The sequence below is a fragment of the Streptomyces sp. NPDC001599 genome (assembly GCF_042893535.1).
Lineage (GTDB): Bacteria > Actinomycetota > Actinomycetes > Streptomycetales > Streptomycetaceae > Streptomyces.
On sequence record NZ_JBIAVA010000004.1, the window covers coordinates 486,920 to 504,306 of the forward strand.

Sequence of the window (17,387 nt, forward strand, 5' to 3'; positions counted from 1 at the left end):
GCTCACCGCGCCGGAAGAGCCTGGTCCACCACCGACTCCACACCGTCCAGGTTGACCATGCGGCTGAGTTCCTCCTGCTCGATGGTGATGCCGAACTCGCGTTCCAGGCCGGCCAGGATCTCGATGGCCCGCAGTGAGTCGGCGTCGTGCTCCTCCTTGAACCGGCTGGTGTCGGTGAGCTGCTCGGGGTCGATCTCCAGGATCCGGCAGACCATTTCCTTGATCTTGGCCTTGCGCGCCTCGCGGTCGGCGACGGTGTTCTCCGGCGTGGTCATCTGCTCTCCAGGGTCGGTGGGTGGGCGCGAAGCTGCGAAAGCGGGTCACAGCAGGACGAGAACGTCCTTGATCAGCCACTCCATGGTTTCGACGATCTCCGCGGGGCGCATGGACAGGTCCAGGACCATCAGCTGCACCCCGGCCCGGCGGTAGGCGTCGATCTCCGTGGCGACCTGTTCCGGGGTGCCGGTGATGCTGACCCGGTCGGACATGAAGTCCATGACTTCGAAGGGCGGAACCAGGGCGCGGCGCACGGTGATCTCGACGGCGGCGGGGTCGCGGCCGGCCTCGGTGGTGAGCCGGTCGAGGGTGGTGCGGGCGGCCGTGATCTCGTCGGGGTACAGCTCGTGGGCGAGCCAGCCGTCGCCGGCCCGGGCCACCCGGCGCAGGGCGGCTTCGGTGTTGCCTCCCACGTACACGGGCGGTCCGGTGCGGCTGTGCGGCCGGGAGGCCAGCCACATGTCGTCGAAGTCGGTGAACCTGCCGTGGAACGAGGTGGGGTGACGGGCGCTCCACAGAGTGCGCATCACCTCGATGGCCTCGTCGGTGCGGGCACCGCGCTGGGTGCGCGGGACTCCGACGGTCTTGAACTCCTCGTCCATCCAGCCGATGCCGGCCCCGAGCACGGTCCGGCCCAGGGACAGCTGGTCCAGCGAGGCCAGTTCGGAGGCGAGGATGACGGGGTTGCGGTAGGGCAGCGCCAGGACGTGGGTGCCGATCCGCACGCGCTCGGTGACTCCGGCGACCACGCCCATCACGGCGACGGGCTCCAGCCAGGCGACGCCCCAGTTGTAGGCGTTGGCGGTCTTGGCCCGCGGATACAGGCAGGTGCTGTTGCGGGTCCGCGGCAGGGCGACGTGGCTGCTGACCCAGACGGAGTCGAACCCCATCCGGTCGGCGGCCGTCGCCACGTCGATCAGATAGCGCCGGCGGCCCGGCGGACCGACGGTGGGCAGTGCGATACCGAACTTCACGGGGCCTCCCCCAGGGCGTTGGGCGGTGCTGTCCGTCAGGCGGGGCGCTCGAACCAGTGCTCGAACTTGGCGGCGTACAGGGTGTTGCCGGAGAGCTTGACCTTGCCGCCGAGGAACGCCTGCATCCCGTTGAGGCGGCCGGTCAGCAGCTTGAGGAAGGTCGGCAGGCCCACGGTGGTGGTCAGCTTGGGGGAGTCGATGCGGCCCCGGGCGGTCCGGCAGCCGCCGTCCGCGATCTCGACGTAGTACTCGAAGACGCCGTCGGGCGTGTTGATCAGGTACTGGAACCGGGCCTCCTGCCCCTTGGCCCGGTCGGCGCGGAAGGCCTCGGGCATGTTCCCGAACACGTCGTCGAGGAGCCCCGCGATGCCGCCGGTCTGCTGCCGGGCGAAGTCGAAGACCTCCTCCTCCTTGCGGCGTCCGGCCACTTCCTTGATCTCTTCGAACCTGCCGGTGTCCAGGGCCATTCCACGCTCCCGTGTCGGTCGAGCCGGTGTGTGTCGGACGGCACTCAGGCTGCCCGGGCCGCCGTGGGCGGCGACAGGGCCGTCAGGGCGGTGGATCGGGGCCGCCGGTGACGACCGGGACGGCGGGCCGAAGGCGCTGCCCGACCGGGCACCTCCCCCAGGCCTTACGGTCCCCGGGCCGCCCCGCTTTGCTGTCCGGGGCACCGGCGTCCGCCGGCCGCCGCCCCGCACGTACGCGGAGGTCATATGTACGACGTCATAGTCGTCGGTGCCCGCTGCGCGGGATCGCCGCTGGCGATGCTGCTGGCTCGCAAGGGGTACCGCGTGCTGGTCCTGGACCGTGCGGCGTTTCCCAAGGACACCGTCTCGACGCACTACGTCCAGCCGAGCGGCCTGGCCCGCCTGCGACGCTGGGGCCTCCTGGACCGGCTGGCCGGCACCGGCTGCCCGCCGATCACGCAGGCGCGCTGGTGGTTCGGCGAGGACCTGTCGGTGCGGGGGTTCGCCCCGCCCCACGACGGCGTCGACAGCGCCCTCGCCCCGCGCCGCACGGTGCTCGACGAGCTGCTCGTCGACGCGGCCCGTGAGGCGGGGGCGGAGGTGCGCGAGCGGTGCACCGTGCGGTCCCTGCTCCGGGACGACGACGGGCGGGTGACCGGGGTGCGCTACCAACGGCGCGGCCGGGAGCACACGGCGCACGCCCCGCTGGTGGTGGGCGCCGACGGCCGCAACTCCCTGGTGGCGCGGGAGACGGGCGCCGTGAAGTACCACGAGCGTCCGCCGCTGACCGTCGTCTACTACGCCTACTGGCGCGGTCTGTCACCGGACCGCCGGCACCTCAACGAGGTGTTCCTCATGGGCGACAAGCAGATCGGGGTGATCCCGACCCACGACGACGCCTGTCTGATCCAGGTGGCCCGCCCGCACGCGTTCTACCCCGCCTACCGCTCGGACATCGAGGGCCACTACCACAAGGCCATCGCCGAAGCGGCGCCCGCGCTGGCGCGGGAGCTGGCCGACGGCGCGGAACGCGTCGACCGGTTCCGCGGCACCGCCGACCTCGGCAACTTCTACCGCAAGCCGTACGGTCCCGGCTGGGCCCTCGTGGGCGACGCCGGCTACCACAAGGACCCGCTCACCGGTCAGGGCATCTCGGACGCCTGGCGGGACGCCGAACTGCTCGCGGACGCCGTCGACCGGGTGCGCTCCGGTGCCGAGGAGTGGGAGAGCGCGCTCGCCGCCTACGCGCGTGCCCGCGACGCCCGCTCCGAGCTGATCTACGAGTTCACGTGCGAGGCGGCCGGTTTCGATCTGGACCCGATGACCCGGCAACTGGTCCAGGTCGTCGCCGCCCACCAGGAGGACGCCGACCGGTTCTTCGGGATGATCGCGGGATCGGTGCCCGCCGAGGAGTTCTTCTCCCCGGACAACCTGCTGGCCATGCTCGGCCGGCTGCCCGCCGACGCACTGGCGGAGCTGACCGGCCCGAAAGGAATGTGATGACGCAGCAGCCCGTCGAGGACACCGGCACCGTACCCGGCGAGGTGCCGGCGCTGGAGGACTTCGACCCGTACAACGACGCGTTCCGGGCCGATCCCTACCCCCACTACGAACGGATCAGGGCGCTGGGCGGCCCCGCGTACTGGGACTATCTCGACTCGTACGTGGTCAGCGGCCACGCGGACGCCACCGCGCTGCTCGCCGACCCGCGCATGCGGCTGGAGCCGCCCGATCCGGTGGCGGAGCTGATGGCCACCGTGGTGCCGGAGTCGCTGCGGTCCATGAGCCGGACCCTGCTGTTCACCGATCCGCCCGACCACACCAGGCTGCGCGGGCTCACCCGGCGCCCGTTCGCCTCACCGCGCCTGGGCGGGGTCCTCGCCGACGCGCGGTCACTGGCCGACTCGATCCTGGCGGACGGGCTGCGCCGCGGCCGTCTGGAGGTCGTGGACGAGCTGGCGTTCCCGGTGTCGCTCCAGGCCATCGGCGACCTGCTCGGCGTTCCCCGGGCCGACCTGCCCAAGCTCCGCGCCTGGGGGCAGGCCATGTCGCCGGCCGCGGACATACCGGCCGCCCCGTCCTCGATCGACAGCGCGGTGGCGGCGTACGAGGCCTTCGACGACTACTTCGCGCACCTCGCCCGGGTCCGGGCCGAGAGCCCGGGCGACGACCTCTTCTCCTCCCTCGTGCGGGCGCACCTGGACGGCGCACTCAGCCGCAGCGAACTGCACGCCAACGCCGCGCTGGTGTTCATCTCGGGCCACGAGACGCTGGTCGCCTTCACGGCGAGCGCGGTCCTGTCCTTCCTGCGCAATCCCGCCCAGCTGGCCCTGTTGCGCGAGCATCCGGAACTCGCCGCGGCGGCCACCGAGGAGGTGATGCGGTACGAGAGTCCGCTGCAACTGGCCACCGCCGGCGGCGGACGCTGGACCGCGGAGGAACTGGAGATCGGCGGTCGCACCCTGCCGGCCGGGGTGCGGGTCCTGACGTTCATCGGCGCGGCCAACCGGGACCCCGCGGTCTACGAGGACCCCGACCGCTTCGACATCACCCGGGCCGGCGCCCGGCACCTGGCGCTCGGTCACGGCCTGCACTACTGCCTGGGCGCGGCGCTCGCCAAGCAGCAGGGGACGCTGCTGCTGGACGCGCTGGCCCGCTGGCCGGCCCGGCTGGCCTCGGAGGCGGTCGAGGCGCCCGAATGGCTCCCGTTGTTCATGCAGCGCAGGCTGGCCCGGCTGCCGGTGACCGTGACCGCCGCGTAGGACGCGCGGCGGAACGCCGGGAGCAGCGCGAAGGGCGGTGGGGAGGACCATCCTCCCCACCGCCCTTCGTCCTGCCCGGCGTCAGGCCTCCTGGCCCGCCAGTCCCGCCGCTCGCTCGATGAGGTCCGGAGTGAAGAACACGTCCCAGGTGTAGCTGCCGGCGATGAGGCCGAAGAACCGGTCGATCTGGTCCTGGTCGTCCTCGATGACCCTCAGCACGTTGAGCAGTTCCGGCATCGGTTCGAGCTGGGCCGCCTGGAGGTTGAAGAAGTACTCCGGCATGGCGTCCTCGTCGCGCTGTTCGGCGAAGTCGGCGAGCGCCTCGTCGACCGGGCGTTCGCCGCCGAGCGCGGGGGCCAGCAGCCCCGCGAGGAGGTCAGCGTGGCGGAGCGCGTCGCTGATGCCGAAGGCGCCCACGGGATCCTTGTGGAAGCCGGAGTCCCCGACCAGGGCCCAGCCGGGGCCGACGGCACGACGGAAGAAGTTGGGCAGCCGGCCGGTGCCGGTGAAGCGGGCCGCCCGTTCGGACTCCCGGACGCGCTGGGCGAGTTCGGGCGCGGTCTCCTCCAGGGCGGTCAGATAGGACGCCTCGATGTCGGCGCGCACACTGTCGAACTGGGCTCGCGGCCACTGGATGCCGATCATGACGTTGTCGTCGTGCGTGGGCACCACCCCGATGGCGCGACGACCGCGTACGTACACCTCGTAGTCGGCCTTGAGGCCGTTCCAGTACGTGTAGTAGAGGCAGTTGAGGCTCGGCGCCTCCTCGTAGCGGCGGGCGCCGGCTTCCTTGGCCACGACGGAGTCGATGCCGTCGGCGCCGATCACCACCTTCGCGTGCTCGGTGTACTCGCCGTTCGCGCCCTTGATCCGTACGCCGGTGACCCGGTCGCCGTCCCGTACCAGGGCGGTGACGTTCGCGCGTTCACGCAGTTCGACACCCGCCTCGACGGCCGCGGTCACCAGGAGGTGGTCGAGCACGTAGCGGCGGGGGCCGTAGGCGGTCCGGATGCCGTCCACGGGTGGCGCGCACCCGGTGATGCTGACGTCCTCCAGGGTCCAGCGGGCCACGTCGAGCGGCGGGCAGCCGGTGGCGGCGAGCCGCTCCAGCAGACCCCATCGGGCGAGCCGGGCGATGGCCGGCTGGTGGACGTAGTGGGTGGACATCGTGTCGCTGGGGAAGGACGCCCGGTCGAGCAGCAGGACCCGGTGGCCGGCCCGCGCGAGCAGCATGGCCGACGTCGCTCCGGCGACCCGGGCACCGACGACTATCGCGTCGTACATGGTGGTCTCTGCCTCCTCGGCATGGTGGCGGAGCGGGTCCGCCGAACGGTAGGTGTGCGGCCGGGCGTCACCCGGCGTCACCCGGCGTCGGCACCGAGGACGGTGGCGACGGGGCGCCGGGGGCTGGTGCCGGCGAGACGGGCCGGACGGCCGATGCGAAAGGTGACCAGGGTCCGGCCGCCCGCGTCGCCGACCAGTTCGTCCAGTGCCTTGCCGAAGCGCGGCGGCAGCCCCAGTTCGCGTTCGCGGTCGGCACGGACGGTCATCATGTTGAGGTGTCCGACGGCCAGTCCCCTGGCGGTGGCGAACAGGTGGACGCGCTGGAGCAGTCGTCCCCCGCGCATCCGCAGGGCCGGGTCGTCGGTGTCGGCCACCGTGACCATGCCGAAGGCGGCGGCGGTGGCGACGTGTACGGAGCGGGTGTTGCGCAGCCAGAACCGGTCGGCGGTGCGCCGCGAGGGCGCGGGCAGCCGCTTGCCGAGACTGCTCATCGTGCGCGACATGCCCTGGGTGTCCACGGTCATTCCGTCACGGTGGCGTTCGACGGCGCCGTCCGTGCCCCGGTACCAGCGGTGGCCCGCGAGCGACTGCCCCTCGTCGGCGACGACCGCCTCGGTCGCCTCGACCAGCAGGTGTGCCACGCGCGCCCGCCGCTCCTCGTCGGCGAACCAGAGGAGGGCGGGGGCGCCCGGGTCGTCGGCGGCGAGGGCGCCGATCTCGTCGAGCAGCGCTCGTGGCAGCGGCTCGCGCCGGAAGGGGCCGCGGTTGGTGCGGCGGTGCGGAATGGCGTCGTACAGCTCGGAGGGGACCCGCTCGCCGGGGGTCAGGCGCAGGGTCGCGGCGTGCTCGGGCCGCCCGGGGTCGGGCAGCAGGGTCAGTTCGGGGGCCAGTCCGCGGGCGCGGGCGGCCAGCACCATGTTCTCCAGGGCACAGCCGAGACCCACGTGGAGTTCGCGGTCGAACGGGTCGAGGGCGCCCTGCCTGCGGGTGAGGTCGGCGTACAGGTCGACACGTCCGGCGCCGTCGTCGACGGTGAACCGCCACGGCTGGACGTTGCGGGCGTTGGCCGCCAGGATGCCGGCCGCGACCAGGCCGTGGGCGCCGTCCCGGTTCTCCCAGTCGCGCCAGGCGTCGAAGGCTGCTCCCCGCGGCGGCGGTGCCGCGTACGCGGTCGCCGCGGCAGCGGGGTCGAGCGGTTCGGTTCCCATGTCGGGCCACCCTCGGTGCTGGGCGCGGGCAGGGGGAGTGCCCTTTGGAGGGTGTATGTGAGGTGCCCGAACGACCACGGCGTCGGCGGCTGGGCGGGCGCGCTGCGGTGGCCCGATCCTCGGCGCATGACGGAGACGACGACGGCTTCCGCCGCGCGGAGCCCGGAAGAGCACCTGATCACCTTCTTCGACCCGGCGAACCGCCCCGATCCGTACCCGGCGCTGCACCGGATGCGTGAGGCGTCGCCCTTCTACGCGATGGACGGCGCGCTGCTGGTGGTGGGCCGGCACAAGGACGTGGAGACCGTGCTGCGTTCACCGGTGGCCAGCGCGGACCGCGGCAAGTCCAAGATCCTCAGTACGGACGCGGTCGAGTCGCGCAAGGAGGTCATGACCTTCCTCGACCCTCCCGACCACACCCGGCTGCGGGGCCTGGTCACCCAGGCGTTCACGCCGCGCATGGTGCAGAGCCTGGAGGGCAGGATCAGGGAGATCGTCGACGACCTGGTGGACCAGGTGGCCCGCGCCGGTTCGCCCGTGGACGTCCCGAGCGTGTTCTCGTATCCCGTACCGGTGCGGGTGATCTGCGAGATGCTCGGTGTGCCGCCCGAGGACCACAAGATCTTCGGCACCTGGTCAACGGTTCTGGGCCGGGCGCTGGATCCGCTGATGGCGGCGAACCGGACGCCGGAGATCGACAAGGAGGACACCGAGACCCGGGCCGCGTTCTACCAGTACTTCCGCGACCTGATCGCGTCCGGCGGCGCCCGGGGCGAGGGGCTGCTGACGCGGCTGGTGGAAGCGGAGGAGGCGGGCGACCGGCTCTCCGAGAAGGAACTGCTCGCCACGCTCGCCCTGTTGGTGATGGCGGGGCACGAGACCACCGCCAACCTGATCACGCACGGCATCCTCACCCTACTGCGCCACCCCGAGCAGCTGGCGATGCTGCGGGAGGACCCCGCCCTCGCGTTCGGGGCGGTGGAGGAGATCCTCCGCTTCGAGCCCTCGGTGCAGATCCTGCACCGGATGGCCAAGGAGTCCATCGAGCTGGACGGTTTCGAGATCCCGGCCGGCACGGATGTGCTGCTCCTGGCGGCGGCCGCCAACCGCGATCCCGAGGTCTTCGACGAGCCCGACCGCTTCGACATCACCCGTGCCACCGGCCGGCGTCTTGACCACCTGTCCTTCTCCAGCGGGGTGCACCGCTGCCTGGGCGCGAACCTCGGCAAGCTGGAGGCGGCCCTCGCCCTGCAGGCCTTCTTCTCCCGGGTCGACGACCCGGAACTGGTGAGGGAGTCGCTGGAGTACCGCCCGCATGTGATCCTGCGCGGACCCGAGCGCATGGAGGTCGCGTTCTCCGGGGTCCGCTGACCCGCCCCGGCCCCTTCCCGTCCGCCCTTCTCGCCCCTCACCTTCTCGCCCCTCACCCTTCTCGCCCCTCGCCCCTCGCCCCTCGCGCCCTTCTCGCCCTTCTCGCCCCGGAGGTGTCCCGCAGCATGACCACCGAGCAGCAGTACGGCCCCACCAGCTACGGCGAAGAGCTGGCCGACATCTACGACGACTGGATCGTCCGTCTCCAGGACGACACCGAGCCCACCGTGCGCTTCCTGGCCGGTCTCGCCGCGCGCGTCGCCAAGGACACCGGGGAGTCCCGGGTCCTCGAACTCGGCGTGGGCACGGGGCGGGTGGCCCTGCCGCTGGCCGCCGCGGCGGGCGTGGAGGTCACCGGTGTGGACGCCTCCGCCGAGATGCTGGAACGGCTGCGCGGCAAGCCCGGCAGCGACAAGGTGTCGCTGGTGCACGGCGACTTCGTGCGACCGGACGTGCGGGGCCCGTTCGGCCTGGTCTACATCGTCTTCAACACCCTTTACAGCCTGGCCACCCAGGAGGACCAGATCCGCTGCCTCGCGGGCGCTGCGGACCTGCTCCCCGAGGGAGGTGCCTTCGTCTTCCAGGGTTTCGTGCCCGACGCGGCGCGCTTCGAGGGGGCGCGTCGGAGCGGGCAGCGGATGGAGGTGGCACGCGACGGCGGTACCCGTCTGGACCTGGGCATCGTCCACCACGATCCGGTCCACCAGCACATGCACCCCCGCTACCGCCTGGCCGACCCGGCCGCGGAGCGGGAGCACACCGTGCGGTTCCGGTACGTGTGGCCCAGTGAACTGGACCTGATGGCGCGGCTGGCCGGGCTGACCCTGGAGCGGCGGTACGCGGACTGGGACGGCGGCGCGTTCACCGGTGAGAGCCAGGCGCACGTCGCGGTGTACCGCAAGACGGGCCCCGTGCGGCCATGACCCGGCGCCCCGACACGTCGACCCGCGTGGCGGTGATCGGTGCAGGCTACGCCGGACTGGCCGCCGCCGTGCAGCTCAGGCGGCGCGGCATCACCTCGTTCACCGTGTACGAGAAGGCGTCCGACCTGGGCGGCACCTGGCGGGACAACACCTATCCCGGGGCCGGCTGCGACATCCCCTCGCACCTGTACTCGTACGAGTTCGCCCCCTACCGCGACGGCCGGGTGCGCTACCCGGCGCAGTCGCAGGTGCTGGAGTACCTGCGTACCTGCGCCCGGGACGAGGGGGTACTGCCGCATGTGCGGTACGACACGGAGATCACGGCGGTGCGCCACGATCCCGCCACCCGCGGCTGGGTCCTGCACACCGCGGACGGCCGCACCCACGCCGCGGACGTCGTGGTCTCCGCCGTGGGCCAGTTGCACCGCCCCCACGTGCCTGCGCTGCCCGGCGCCGAGGACTTCGAGGGCACCGCCTTCCACACCGCCCGCTGGGACCACGCCCACGGGCTGGACGGACGGTCCGTGGCCGTGGTCGGCACCGGCTCCAGCGCCGCCCAGGTGGTGCCCGCCATCGCGGACCGGGTACGCCGGCTGTACGTGGTCCAGCGCTCGGCGAACTGGGTGCTGCCCAAGCCCGGTGCCCGTTTCCACCCCGCGCTGTCGCTGCTGCTGCGCGGCGTGCCGGGTGCCCACCGCGCATACCGCTCGCTGCTGTACCGCCGCTCGGAGGCGGTGATGCTGCGGGCCCTGCGCGGCAACCGGGCCGCGGGCGCGCTGCTGCGCGGCATGGCCGTACGGCATCTGCGCGCGGGGGTGCCCGATCCGGAGCTGCGCGCCAGACTCACGCCCGACTTCGCGCTGGGCTGCAAGCGGATCGTGCTGTCGTCGGACTGGTATCCGACGCTGGCCCGCTCCGACGTGGACGTCGTCACGGAGCCGATCACACGGATCACCGCCAAGGGCTTCGAGACCGCCGACGGGGCCCACCGCGAGGTGGACACGATCGTGTACGCGACCGGGTTCCGCACCACGGAGTTCCTGGCGCCCATGACGGTGACCGGTCCCGGAGGACGGCTGCTCCACGAGGTCTGGCGGGGCGGGGCACGGGCGTACCTCGGCATGCACGTGCCCGGTTTCCCGAACCTCTTCCTGATGTACGGCCCGAACACCAACCTCGGCCACAACTCGGTGACCCTCGCCCTGGACGCGCAGGCGGAGCACATCGCCGGGTGCGTCGAACTGCTGGACGCCCGCCCGGACGGCGCGGCCATGGAGGCGACGCCGGAGGCCCTGGAGGCCTGGCAGCGCCTCGTGGACGAGGGCTGCGACGCCACGGTGTGGGCGGGAGCGTGCACGAGCTGGTTCAAGACGGCCGACGGAACGCTGACCAACAACTGGCCGTACCGCACCTCGCTCTACCGGCGCATGACGGCACACCCCGGCGGGTCCGGCTTTCGTTTCCGGGCGGCCGCCGGGGCCGCTGCCCAAGGCACCGGTGACCCGCGTCAGGTAGCCGATTAGCTCGCCCGAACGGAACTGTGAGGAGGAAGGGCCCCGCCCTACCGTGCTGACCATGACACCTTCCGAGACAGGCAACGGACTCGAAGCCGCGCAGGCGGTCGTCGCCGACGACGGAGCACATCTCTTCCGGGGCTGGGTGCAGCAGGGCGCGCACATGGCCCTTCCGGTGGCCGGAGCCCGGGGATCGTGGTTCTGGGACTACGCCGGCAACCGCTACCTCGACTTCTCCTCGCAGCTGGTGTACGCGAACCTGGGGCACCAGCATCCGCGCCTGGTCGCCGCGGTGAAGGAGCAGGCCGACCGGCTGTGCGTGATCGCCCCGCACTTCGCCGAGGAACGGCGGGCCACGGCGGCCCGCAAGATCGCGGAGCTGGCGCCCGAGGGCCTGAACCGGGTGCTGTTCACCACGGGCGGCGCCGAGGCGGTGGAGCACGCCGTGCGGCTCGCGCGGCTGCACACGGGGCGGTACAAGCTGCTCTCCGCCCACCACTCGTTCCACGGCGCCACCCCGACGGCGATCCAGCTCACCGGCGACCCCCGGCGGTGGCGCAACGACACCGGCAACGCGGGCGTGGTGCGGTTCTTCCCGCCGTACCTGTACCGCTCGGCGTTCTACGCCGAGACCGAGGAGCAGGAGTGCGCCCGGGCGCTGGAGCACCTGGAGCAGGTCATCGTCCTGGAGGGGGCACAGACCATCGCCGCCCTGGTGCTGGAGCCGGTCGGTGGCACCAGCAGCGGCGTCCTGGTCCCGCCGGCCGGATATCTGGCGGGGGTGCGGGAGTTGTGCGACCGGTACGGGATCGTGCTGATCTTCGACGAGATCATGGTCGGGTTCGGCCGTACCGGCGCCTGGTTCGCCTCCGACCACTGGGGCGTGCGCCCGGACCTGATGACCTTCGCGAAGGGGGTCAACTCCGGGTACGTGCCGCTGTCCGGGGTCGTCGTCTGCGACGAGATCGTGGAGACCTTCAGCAAGACGCCGTACCCGGGCGGCTCCACGTACTCCGGGCATCCGCTCGGCTGCGCGGTGGCGGTGGAGGCGATCGACACGATGCGCGACGAGGGCGTCGTGGAGCACGCCGCGCGACTGGGCCGCGAGGTCTTCGAGCCGGAGCTCACGAAGATGGCCGAGCGGCACCCCTGTGTCGGCGAGGCCCGCGGTATCGGGGCCATCTGGTCGCTGGAGCTCGTCAAGAGCAAGGAGACCCGGGAGATGTACGTCGGCTTCGACGCCCCGGACCGCCTCACCCCGCAGGGTGCGGAGCTGATGGGTGCACTGATGAAACGCGGACTGAACGCGATGGTGTACATCAACCGGCTGAACATCACGCCGCCGTGCAACATCAGCGAGGAGGACGCACGGGAGGGCCTGGCCCGGATCGACGAGGCCCTGGGGGTCGCCGACGCGCGCGTGGCCTGACCGCCGGCCCCCGGCGGGCCGCCCGCCGGGGCCGCTCTCCCCGCGCGGGCGGGGCCGGGGTGCCGGTTCAGGGCACTACGGCGGTGACCCCGCCGGCCACGGTCGCCACACAGCAGTACAGGACCAGTCCCACCAGGGCGACGGCCACCAGGACCGTACGGCGCAGGTGACAGCAGCCCAGGAAGTGGGCGAAGCGCTTCGGTCCCTCCTCCAGCTGGGCGACCCTGGCCTCCAGCGCCACGTCGCCGCCCATGCCGATGCCGAGGGTGGCCGGTCCGCTCTCGGACAGGCACTTCATCAGTGCACTGGCGACGACGCTGGGCGCGACCAGCGTCAGGGCGGCCTGGTCGGCGGAGAGTTCCTGACGCATGCGCACATGACGGGCCAGGATGCGCGGGACGGGCAGGAACCACAGGGCGGAGGCGACCGTCTCGACGACGAGCCGCCCGAGCGGATGCCGGCGACGCGCGTGGTGCATCTCGTGCCCGAGCACCGCCGCCAGTTCCTCGTCCGTCGCACGGTCCACCAGGCCGGTGCTGACGGCAACCAGGGGTCTCAGCAGCCCGTAGGTGAGGGCGAGGGGCTCCCGCACGTCGAGCTGGACGATTCTGACAGCGTTGCCAGGAAGGACCTGGCGTGCGACGGAGAGCAGCCGCCGTGACGGGGGAAGGGCGTGCTCGCCGATCCGCACCAGGGCGCGTCGCGTGATCACGAGCGCCCGCACCAGCACCGTCACCGCGACCGTCGCGATGACCAGCGCGACCGCCGCCCCGCCGGTGAGGGCGAGGATGTCGAGCACTTCCGCGACGCCCCTGCTCGGTCCTGCCTCGGGCCTTCGGCGCCACGCTCTGAGGAGCCGGTAGATCAGCACGTCCAGCAGCGCCAGCGCGAGCAGCGCCCCGAGGCCGAGGCCCGCGCCGACGGCCCACTTCCGTGACATGGCTTTGCGAAGCCGCGCCAACTTCCACCACTCCCCCGTGTCCTTGCCTCGTGTTCTGCCGGTCAGGTGTCGTCGGGGTCCGCCCGGACGAGTCTCATCAGCCGCGAGCGCAACTGCGGCTCCGCCTGGCACTGGTCGATGAAGTGGGCGACCGCGGAGACACCGTGGTCCCGGATGACATCGCGCACGGCGAGGTCGGCCGCGTCCCGCACGAGGGCCTCGTAGGCGAATCCACGGCCTTCCGCGGTGCGGCGCAGCACGTTGCGTTTCACCAGGCGGTTGAGGACCGTCATGACGGTGGTGTACGCGAGGGGCTCCGACCGCCCGTGATTGACCTGCTCGAGCACCTGGCGCACCGTCATGCCACGGCCGTTTTGCCAGAGCACGGTGAGCAGCTCGGCGCCGAGCGGCCCCAGGGCCTTGCCCAGTTTGTCGGCGTCGCTAGGGTTCATCATGCCTCACAGCTCTGAGTCGTCCCGCTGGACGGAGCGGCCGAGGAGGTTGCGGCGCATGGCCTCGATCCTGACCATGCCGATGACCACCACGCCGAATCCGTACCACACCAGGTCATGATAGAAGTCGAGGGACGTGCCCTGCGAGTGCTTCCACATGTCCAGGAAGTATCCGGCGAGTTCGACCGCCGCTCCGAGGGCGAGCAGCCCGCCCGCCACCCGGAACCCCCGCACGCGCCACAGCGTCGCACCGGCCGTCGCGGTGACGAGGGCGCCCACCCATATCCCGAGGTGGATGGTCCACAGTGAACCAGGGGGTTCGACGACGAAGGAGACGTTCTTCGCGTGCCAGTAGGTGTCGTAGGCCTGGCCGAAGAGGTAGATCACCACCCCGGCGTATGCCAGGTACCTGCGCCGGCCGAGCGGGTCGGCGCCTGTGGGGATGGAGTTCCGTCCGACGACCGCGCGCATGCCTGTCGATTCCATACGACCACGGTGCACCTGGGCGCCGTAGCAGCGTGATCCGACACCGGTGGGTCCCATCGGCCTGCCCGATCGGGCACCCCGGGCATCGTCCGCACCGGGCCCGAAGGCGCGGCCCCCGGAGGTTGGGCGGCCGTGGCGGGCCGCGGCCACCGTGGGCGCATGGTCTCAGCCCTCACTCTCGCCCACGTGGTCGGACACGGATCCGGTCCCATTCCCCGCACCTACGCGCTGATCGCCGGGGCGACCGCCCTGTACGCGTCCTTCGACGCGCTGCGACTGCGCTGGCAGGAGCGTCGGTTCGACCAGCGCCGGGTCTGGCGGCCCCTGCCCGGGACGCTGTCCCCGGTCGTCGACCATCCGCTGCTGCGGCGTACGCTGCGGCTGCTGGGCCTCGCCTCCGCCGTGCTGACGCTGACCGTGCTGACGACCGGGTACGGCGGCACGGAACTGGGGCTCGGCATGGTCTTCGTGCTGTTCTGGGTGGGACTCGTCCCCGCGTCCCTGCTGCTGGGTCCGGTCTGGCGGCTGATGAACCCCCTGCGCGCCGTGCACCAGGCGGTGTGCGCGCTGACGCGTGTGGCCCCCGAGGAGGGGCTGCGCCGGCTGCCGGCCCGGGTCGGGGTGTGGCCGGCCGTCGTCGGCCTGTTCTGCTTCGGCTGGCTCGAACTGGCCGCCCCGGCCCGCGACTCGACGGCCACCGTGCTGCTGTGGCTCTGGGTGTACGGGGCGGTGCAACTGGTCGCGGCGACCGTGTTCGGCTCACGGTGGTTCGCCCGCGGCGACGCCTTCGAGGTGTACTCCTCGCTGCTCGCCGCGATGTCGCCGCTGGGCCGCTCGGCCGACGGCGACCGGCGGCTGGTCCTGCGCAACCCCTTCAACGGGCTGGCCGGCGTGCGCGACGAACCGGGCCTGTCCGCCCTGGTGTCGGTGATGCTGTCGCTCACCGCCTTCGACAGTCTGGCCAACACGGGCGCCTGGCGGGCGGTGAGCGAAGGGCTGCCGCAGTCGCCGGTGCGTACGGCGGGACTGCTCGCGACGGCCCTGACGATGCTGGGCCTGCTGCGGCTGTCGGAGACCGCGGCACGCCTCCTGTCCCGCGGCGCCCCGTGGCACAGCGGTCTCATGGCGCCGTCCCTCGTCCCGGTCGCCGTGGGGTACGTGATGGCGCACTACGCCTCGGTGCTGCTGCTGGAGCTCCAGCGGTTCGTCGACGTCTTCTTCGTCTCGGGGGAGCCCGCGGCGGCGCACCACGGCGGTGCCGAGGCCGCCGCGTACGCCGTGCCCGCGGCGGTGTTCATCGCGCTGTTCCAGGTGGTGGCCGTCGTCACCGGTCATGTCTTCGGCGTGATCGCGGCCCACGACTCGGCGGTCGGTGCGCTGCCGCCCGGACGCAAGGTCCTGCCGCAGATCCCGCTGTTCGTGGTGATGATCGGTCTCACGCTCGGCGGTCTGTCCCTGCTGCTGAGCGCGTGAGGCGGGCCCGGGGGACGTGGGGCGTCCGCCGGGCCCGTCCTTGCTCCGGTGCGGCTCAGTCCTCCAGCCGGCGGACCCACGCGGCGAGTTCGGTGAGTTCGTCGACGAGGGCGGCGGTGAACGTCTCGCGCGTGGCGGCGGAGTGCCGGTTGGCGCTGAATCCGACGGTCAGGTTGAGCCGGCCCGCGACCACGAACCCGATCAGGTCGATCAGCCGGAACCGGGTCCCCACGTCGCTGCGCTGACTGCCGTAGGCCATGCGCGGCACGCTCAGCAGATCGCTGCGCAGGAAGACCTCGTCCACCTGGCCCAGGTAGTTCACCCCGATGGGAGCGGCGGGCAGTCCACGCACGGCCTCCGCCTCGGGCCGGACCGAGAGGTGTGTCAGCAGCCCGTGTCCGGCGCCCCTGGCGGGCTGGGCGTCGACCTGGTCCCGGGTCCGGCGCAGGGCCTCGTCGGCGGGCAGGGCCGGGTCGTAGGCGAACAGCACCGGTACCAGGGTGGAGAAACGTCCCACCGTACGGCTGACGTTGGCGCCCGGCACCGGGAGGTCGCGCCCGTGGCGTTCCAGGTCGATCAGCGTCCGCGCGGTGCCGTCCAGCTTCGGGTACGTCGTGTGCAGGGCGCGCAGGGCGGCCGAGCACAGTACTTCGGAGAGGTCGGCCCTGATGTGCCGGGGCAGCAGGTGCACCAGTGCGTCGGTCACCTTGCGGTCGACGCGCACGGTGACGTTCTCCAGCGACTCCAGCGAGTTGGGACCCTCGGTCGCGTCCACCGGGACGGCGGTGGCGTTTTGGCGGGCGTCACTCGCCCAGTGGGCCACCTCGGCCGTCACCTCCTCACTGTTCGCGTACTCGGCGAGCCCTCGGGTCCAGGCACGGAACGACGTCGTCCGCGGTGGCAGCAGTCCTTCGCCGCCGGCCTCCAGGTCGGCGTAGCAGCCGAGCAGGTCCTCCAGGACGATGCGGCCCGAGTAGTGGTCGACGGCGAGCCAGTGGGCGAGGAACAGCACGCAGTGCGGGCGGTCCCCCATGTCGAAGTAGGCCATGCGCAGCAGGGGTCCGTGACCGAGGTCGAGGCTGGCCTGGAGCCGGTCGCTGATCTCGACGCTCTGCTTCTTCTGTGCCCTGCTGTCCAGGTGCGACAGATCGTGCACGGTGAAGGGCAGTTCCGCTCCCGTCCCGTCGTGCGGCGCCACCTGCGCGGCCCACCCGCCGTCGGCGCCTCGGGCGAAGCGCAGCCGCAGCGCGTCGTGATGGCCCAGGACGCGTTCGAGGGCACGGGCCAGGACGGCGGTGTCAAGCGGTCGTTGCAGCGCCAGCAGGAAGGAGGCGTCGTTCCAGTGCTGGCGGCGCGGCAGGTCCTGGGAGAGGAACCAGTGCTGCGAGGGTGTCATGCCGGCCGGCCCCACCGGGTCGTCGTGCGTGGCGCCGACCGAGACGGAGTCGGCGGCCAGGGCTTGCTGGGTGATGGTGGGGTGGGCGAAGACGTCGGCGAGCTGGAGGCGCAGGCCGTGCCGGTCTGCTGCGGCGGTGGCGCGCAGGGCGAGCAGGGAGTCGGCGCCGAGTTCGAAGAGGTTGGCGCCGGTCGACAGCGGCCGGGAAGGGTTGAGCAGTTCCGTCCACACCTCGACCAGTGCGTGCTCGACGGGGGTCGCGGGCGGGGTGTAGACGGCAGCCGAGTCACCCCTGTCCGGCGCCGGAAGCGCCTTGCGGTCGACCTTTCCGTTGCCACTGAGCGGAATCTCGTCCAGCACCACCATGACCGGCGGCACCATGTAGGCGGGGATCTTCGACCGCAGCCACTCCCGCAACTCGTCGGTCTTGAC

The 17,387-nt window shown here is 72.1% G+C and carries 16 protein-coding genes; 7 read left to right on the forward strand and 9 right to left on the reverse strand.

Annotated elements, in window-relative coordinates:
• Positions 1-2: 2 nt before the first annotated feature.
• From ACFYZ3_RS14815 to ACFYZ3_RS14825, 3 genes are read right to left on the reverse strand one after another with little or no spacing between them, the layout of a single operon-like run.
• Entirely contained in the window at positions 3-275 is a 273-nt protein-coding gene (locus tag ACFYZ3_RS14815; protein ID WP_115745088.1) for an acyl carrier protein, read from the reverse strand.
• 45 nt (positions 276-320) lie between these two features.
• The gene (locus tag ACFYZ3_RS14820) at positions 321-1,250 is read right to left on the reverse strand and encodes a TIGR03619 family F420-dependent LLM class oxidoreductase (RefSeq protein WP_162833407.1); all 930 of its coding nucleotides are present in this window, start codon (positions 1,248-1,250) and stop codon (positions 321-323) included.
• Between the two features lie 35 nt (positions 1,251-1,285).
• On the reverse strand, positions 1,286-1,717 hold the full coding sequence (locus tag ACFYZ3_RS14825; RefSeq protein ID WP_388516796.1) for an SCP2 sterol-binding domain-containing protein: 432 nt from the start codon (positions 1,715-1,717) through the stop codon (positions 1,286-1,288).
• Between the two features lie 246 nt (positions 1,718-1,963).
• Between ACFYZ3_RS14825 and ACFYZ3_RS14830 the strand changes: the two genes are divergently transcribed.
• A complete protein-coding gene (locus tag ACFYZ3_RS14830) occupies positions 1,964-3,217 on the forward strand; it encodes an NAD(P)/FAD-dependent oxidoreductase (protein ID WP_388516799.1) in 1,254 nt (417 codons plus the stop codon).
• On the forward strand, positions 3,217-4,479 hold the full coding sequence (locus ACFYZ3_RS14835; protein ID WP_388516802.1) for a cytochrome P450: 1,263 nt from the start codon (positions 3,217-3,219) through the stop codon (positions 4,477-4,479). The genes ACFYZ3_RS14830 and ACFYZ3_RS14835 overlap by 1 nt, the downstream gene beginning before the upstream one ends.
• 81 nt (positions 4,480-4,560) lie before the next feature.
• Here the strand turns inward: ACFYZ3_RS14835 and ACFYZ3_RS14840 are convergent, their stop codons facing one another.
• Both ACFYZ3_RS14840 and ACFYZ3_RS14845 read right to left on the reverse strand, forming a co-directional pair.
• Positions 4,561-5,763 carry an NAD(P)/FAD-dependent oxidoreductase gene (locus tag ACFYZ3_RS14840; RefSeq protein WP_388516805.1) on the reverse strand — a complete coding sequence of 401 codons (1,203 nt, stop codon included), beginning with the start codon at positions 5,761-5,763 and terminating at the stop codon, positions 4,561-4,563.
• Between the two features lie 77 nt (positions 5,764-5,840).
• Positions 5,841-6,971 (reverse strand): Acg family FMN-binding oxidoreductase, encoded by a 1,131-nt coding sequence (locus tag ACFYZ3_RS14845; protein ID WP_388516808.1) that lies wholly within the window; start codon positions 6,969-6,971, stop codon positions 5,841-5,843.
• Between the two features lie 126 nt (positions 6,972-7,097).
• Here ACFYZ3_RS14845 and ACFYZ3_RS14850 point away from each other — a divergent pair, with 126 nt between their 5' ends.
• The 4 genes from ACFYZ3_RS14850 (at position 7,098) to ACFYZ3_RS14865 (ending at position 12,208) form a co-directional block, all read left to right on the forward strand.
• The gene (locus ACFYZ3_RS14850; protein ID WP_388516811.1) at positions 7,098-8,342 is read left to right on the forward strand and encodes a cytochrome P450; all 1,245 of its coding nucleotides are present in this window, start codon (positions 7,098-7,100) and stop codon (positions 8,340-8,342) included.
• A gap of 125 nt (positions 8,343-8,467) precedes the next feature.
• Positions 8,468-9,265 (forward strand): class I SAM-dependent DNA methyltransferase, encoded by a 798-nt coding sequence (locus ACFYZ3_RS14855; protein WP_388516814.1) that lies wholly within the window; start codon positions 8,468-8,470, stop codon positions 9,263-9,265.
• Positions 9,262-10,788 carry a flavin-containing monooxygenase gene (locus tag ACFYZ3_RS14860; protein ID WP_388516816.1) on the forward strand — a complete coding sequence of 509 codons (1,527 nt, stop codon included), beginning with the start codon at positions 9,262-9,264 and terminating at the stop codon, positions 10,786-10,788. Before ACFYZ3_RS14855 ends, ACFYZ3_RS14860 begins: the two co-directional genes overlap by 4 nt.
• A gap of 52 nt (positions 10,789-10,840) precedes the next feature.
• Positions 10,841-12,208, forward strand: a complete 1,368-nt coding sequence (locus ACFYZ3_RS14865) for an aminotransferase class III-fold pyridoxal phosphate-dependent enzyme (RefSeq protein ID WP_388516819.1) — start codon at positions 10,841-10,843, stop codon at positions 12,206-12,208.
• A gap of 67 nt (positions 12,209-12,275) precedes the next feature.
• Here the strand turns inward: ACFYZ3_RS14865 and ACFYZ3_RS14870 are convergent, their stop codons facing one another.
• The 3 genes from ACFYZ3_RS14870 to ACFYZ3_RS14880 all read right to left on the reverse strand — a co-directional run bounded on the left by ACFYZ3_RS14870 (position 12,276) and on the right by ACFYZ3_RS14880 (position 14,086).
• Complete coding sequence (locus ACFYZ3_RS14870) at positions 12,276-13,148, reverse strand: M56 family metallopeptidase (protein WP_388516822.1); 873 nt, start codon at positions 13,146-13,148, stop codon at positions 12,276-12,278.
• A 62-nt stretch (positions 13,149-13,210) separates the two neighbouring features.
• On the reverse strand, positions 13,211-13,603 hold the full coding sequence (locus ACFYZ3_RS14875; protein WP_388516824.1) for a BlaI/MecI/CopY family transcriptional regulator: 393 nt from the start codon (positions 13,601-13,603) through the stop codon (positions 13,211-13,213).
• Positions 13,604-13,606: 3 nt separating this feature from the next.
• A complete protein-coding gene (locus ACFYZ3_RS14880) occupies positions 13,607-14,086 on the reverse strand; it encodes a hypothetical protein (RefSeq protein ID WP_388516827.1) in 480 nt (159 codons plus the stop codon).
• Positions 14,087-14,245: 159 nt separating this feature from the next.
• Between ACFYZ3_RS14880 and ACFYZ3_RS14885 the strand changes: the two genes are divergently transcribed.
• Positions 14,246-15,559 (forward strand): hypothetical protein, encoded by a 1,314-nt coding sequence (locus tag ACFYZ3_RS14885; RefSeq protein WP_388516830.1) that lies wholly within the window; start codon positions 14,246-14,248, stop codon positions 15,557-15,559.
• Positions 15,560-15,614: 55 nt separating this feature from the next.
• On the opposite strand, the gene ACFYZ3_RS14890 is transcribed toward ACFYZ3_RS14885, so the two are convergent.
• Positions 15,615-17,387: condensation domain-containing protein (locus tag ACFYZ3_RS14890; protein WP_388516833.1), on the reverse strand; the 1,773-nt coding region annotated here is incomplete at its 5' end.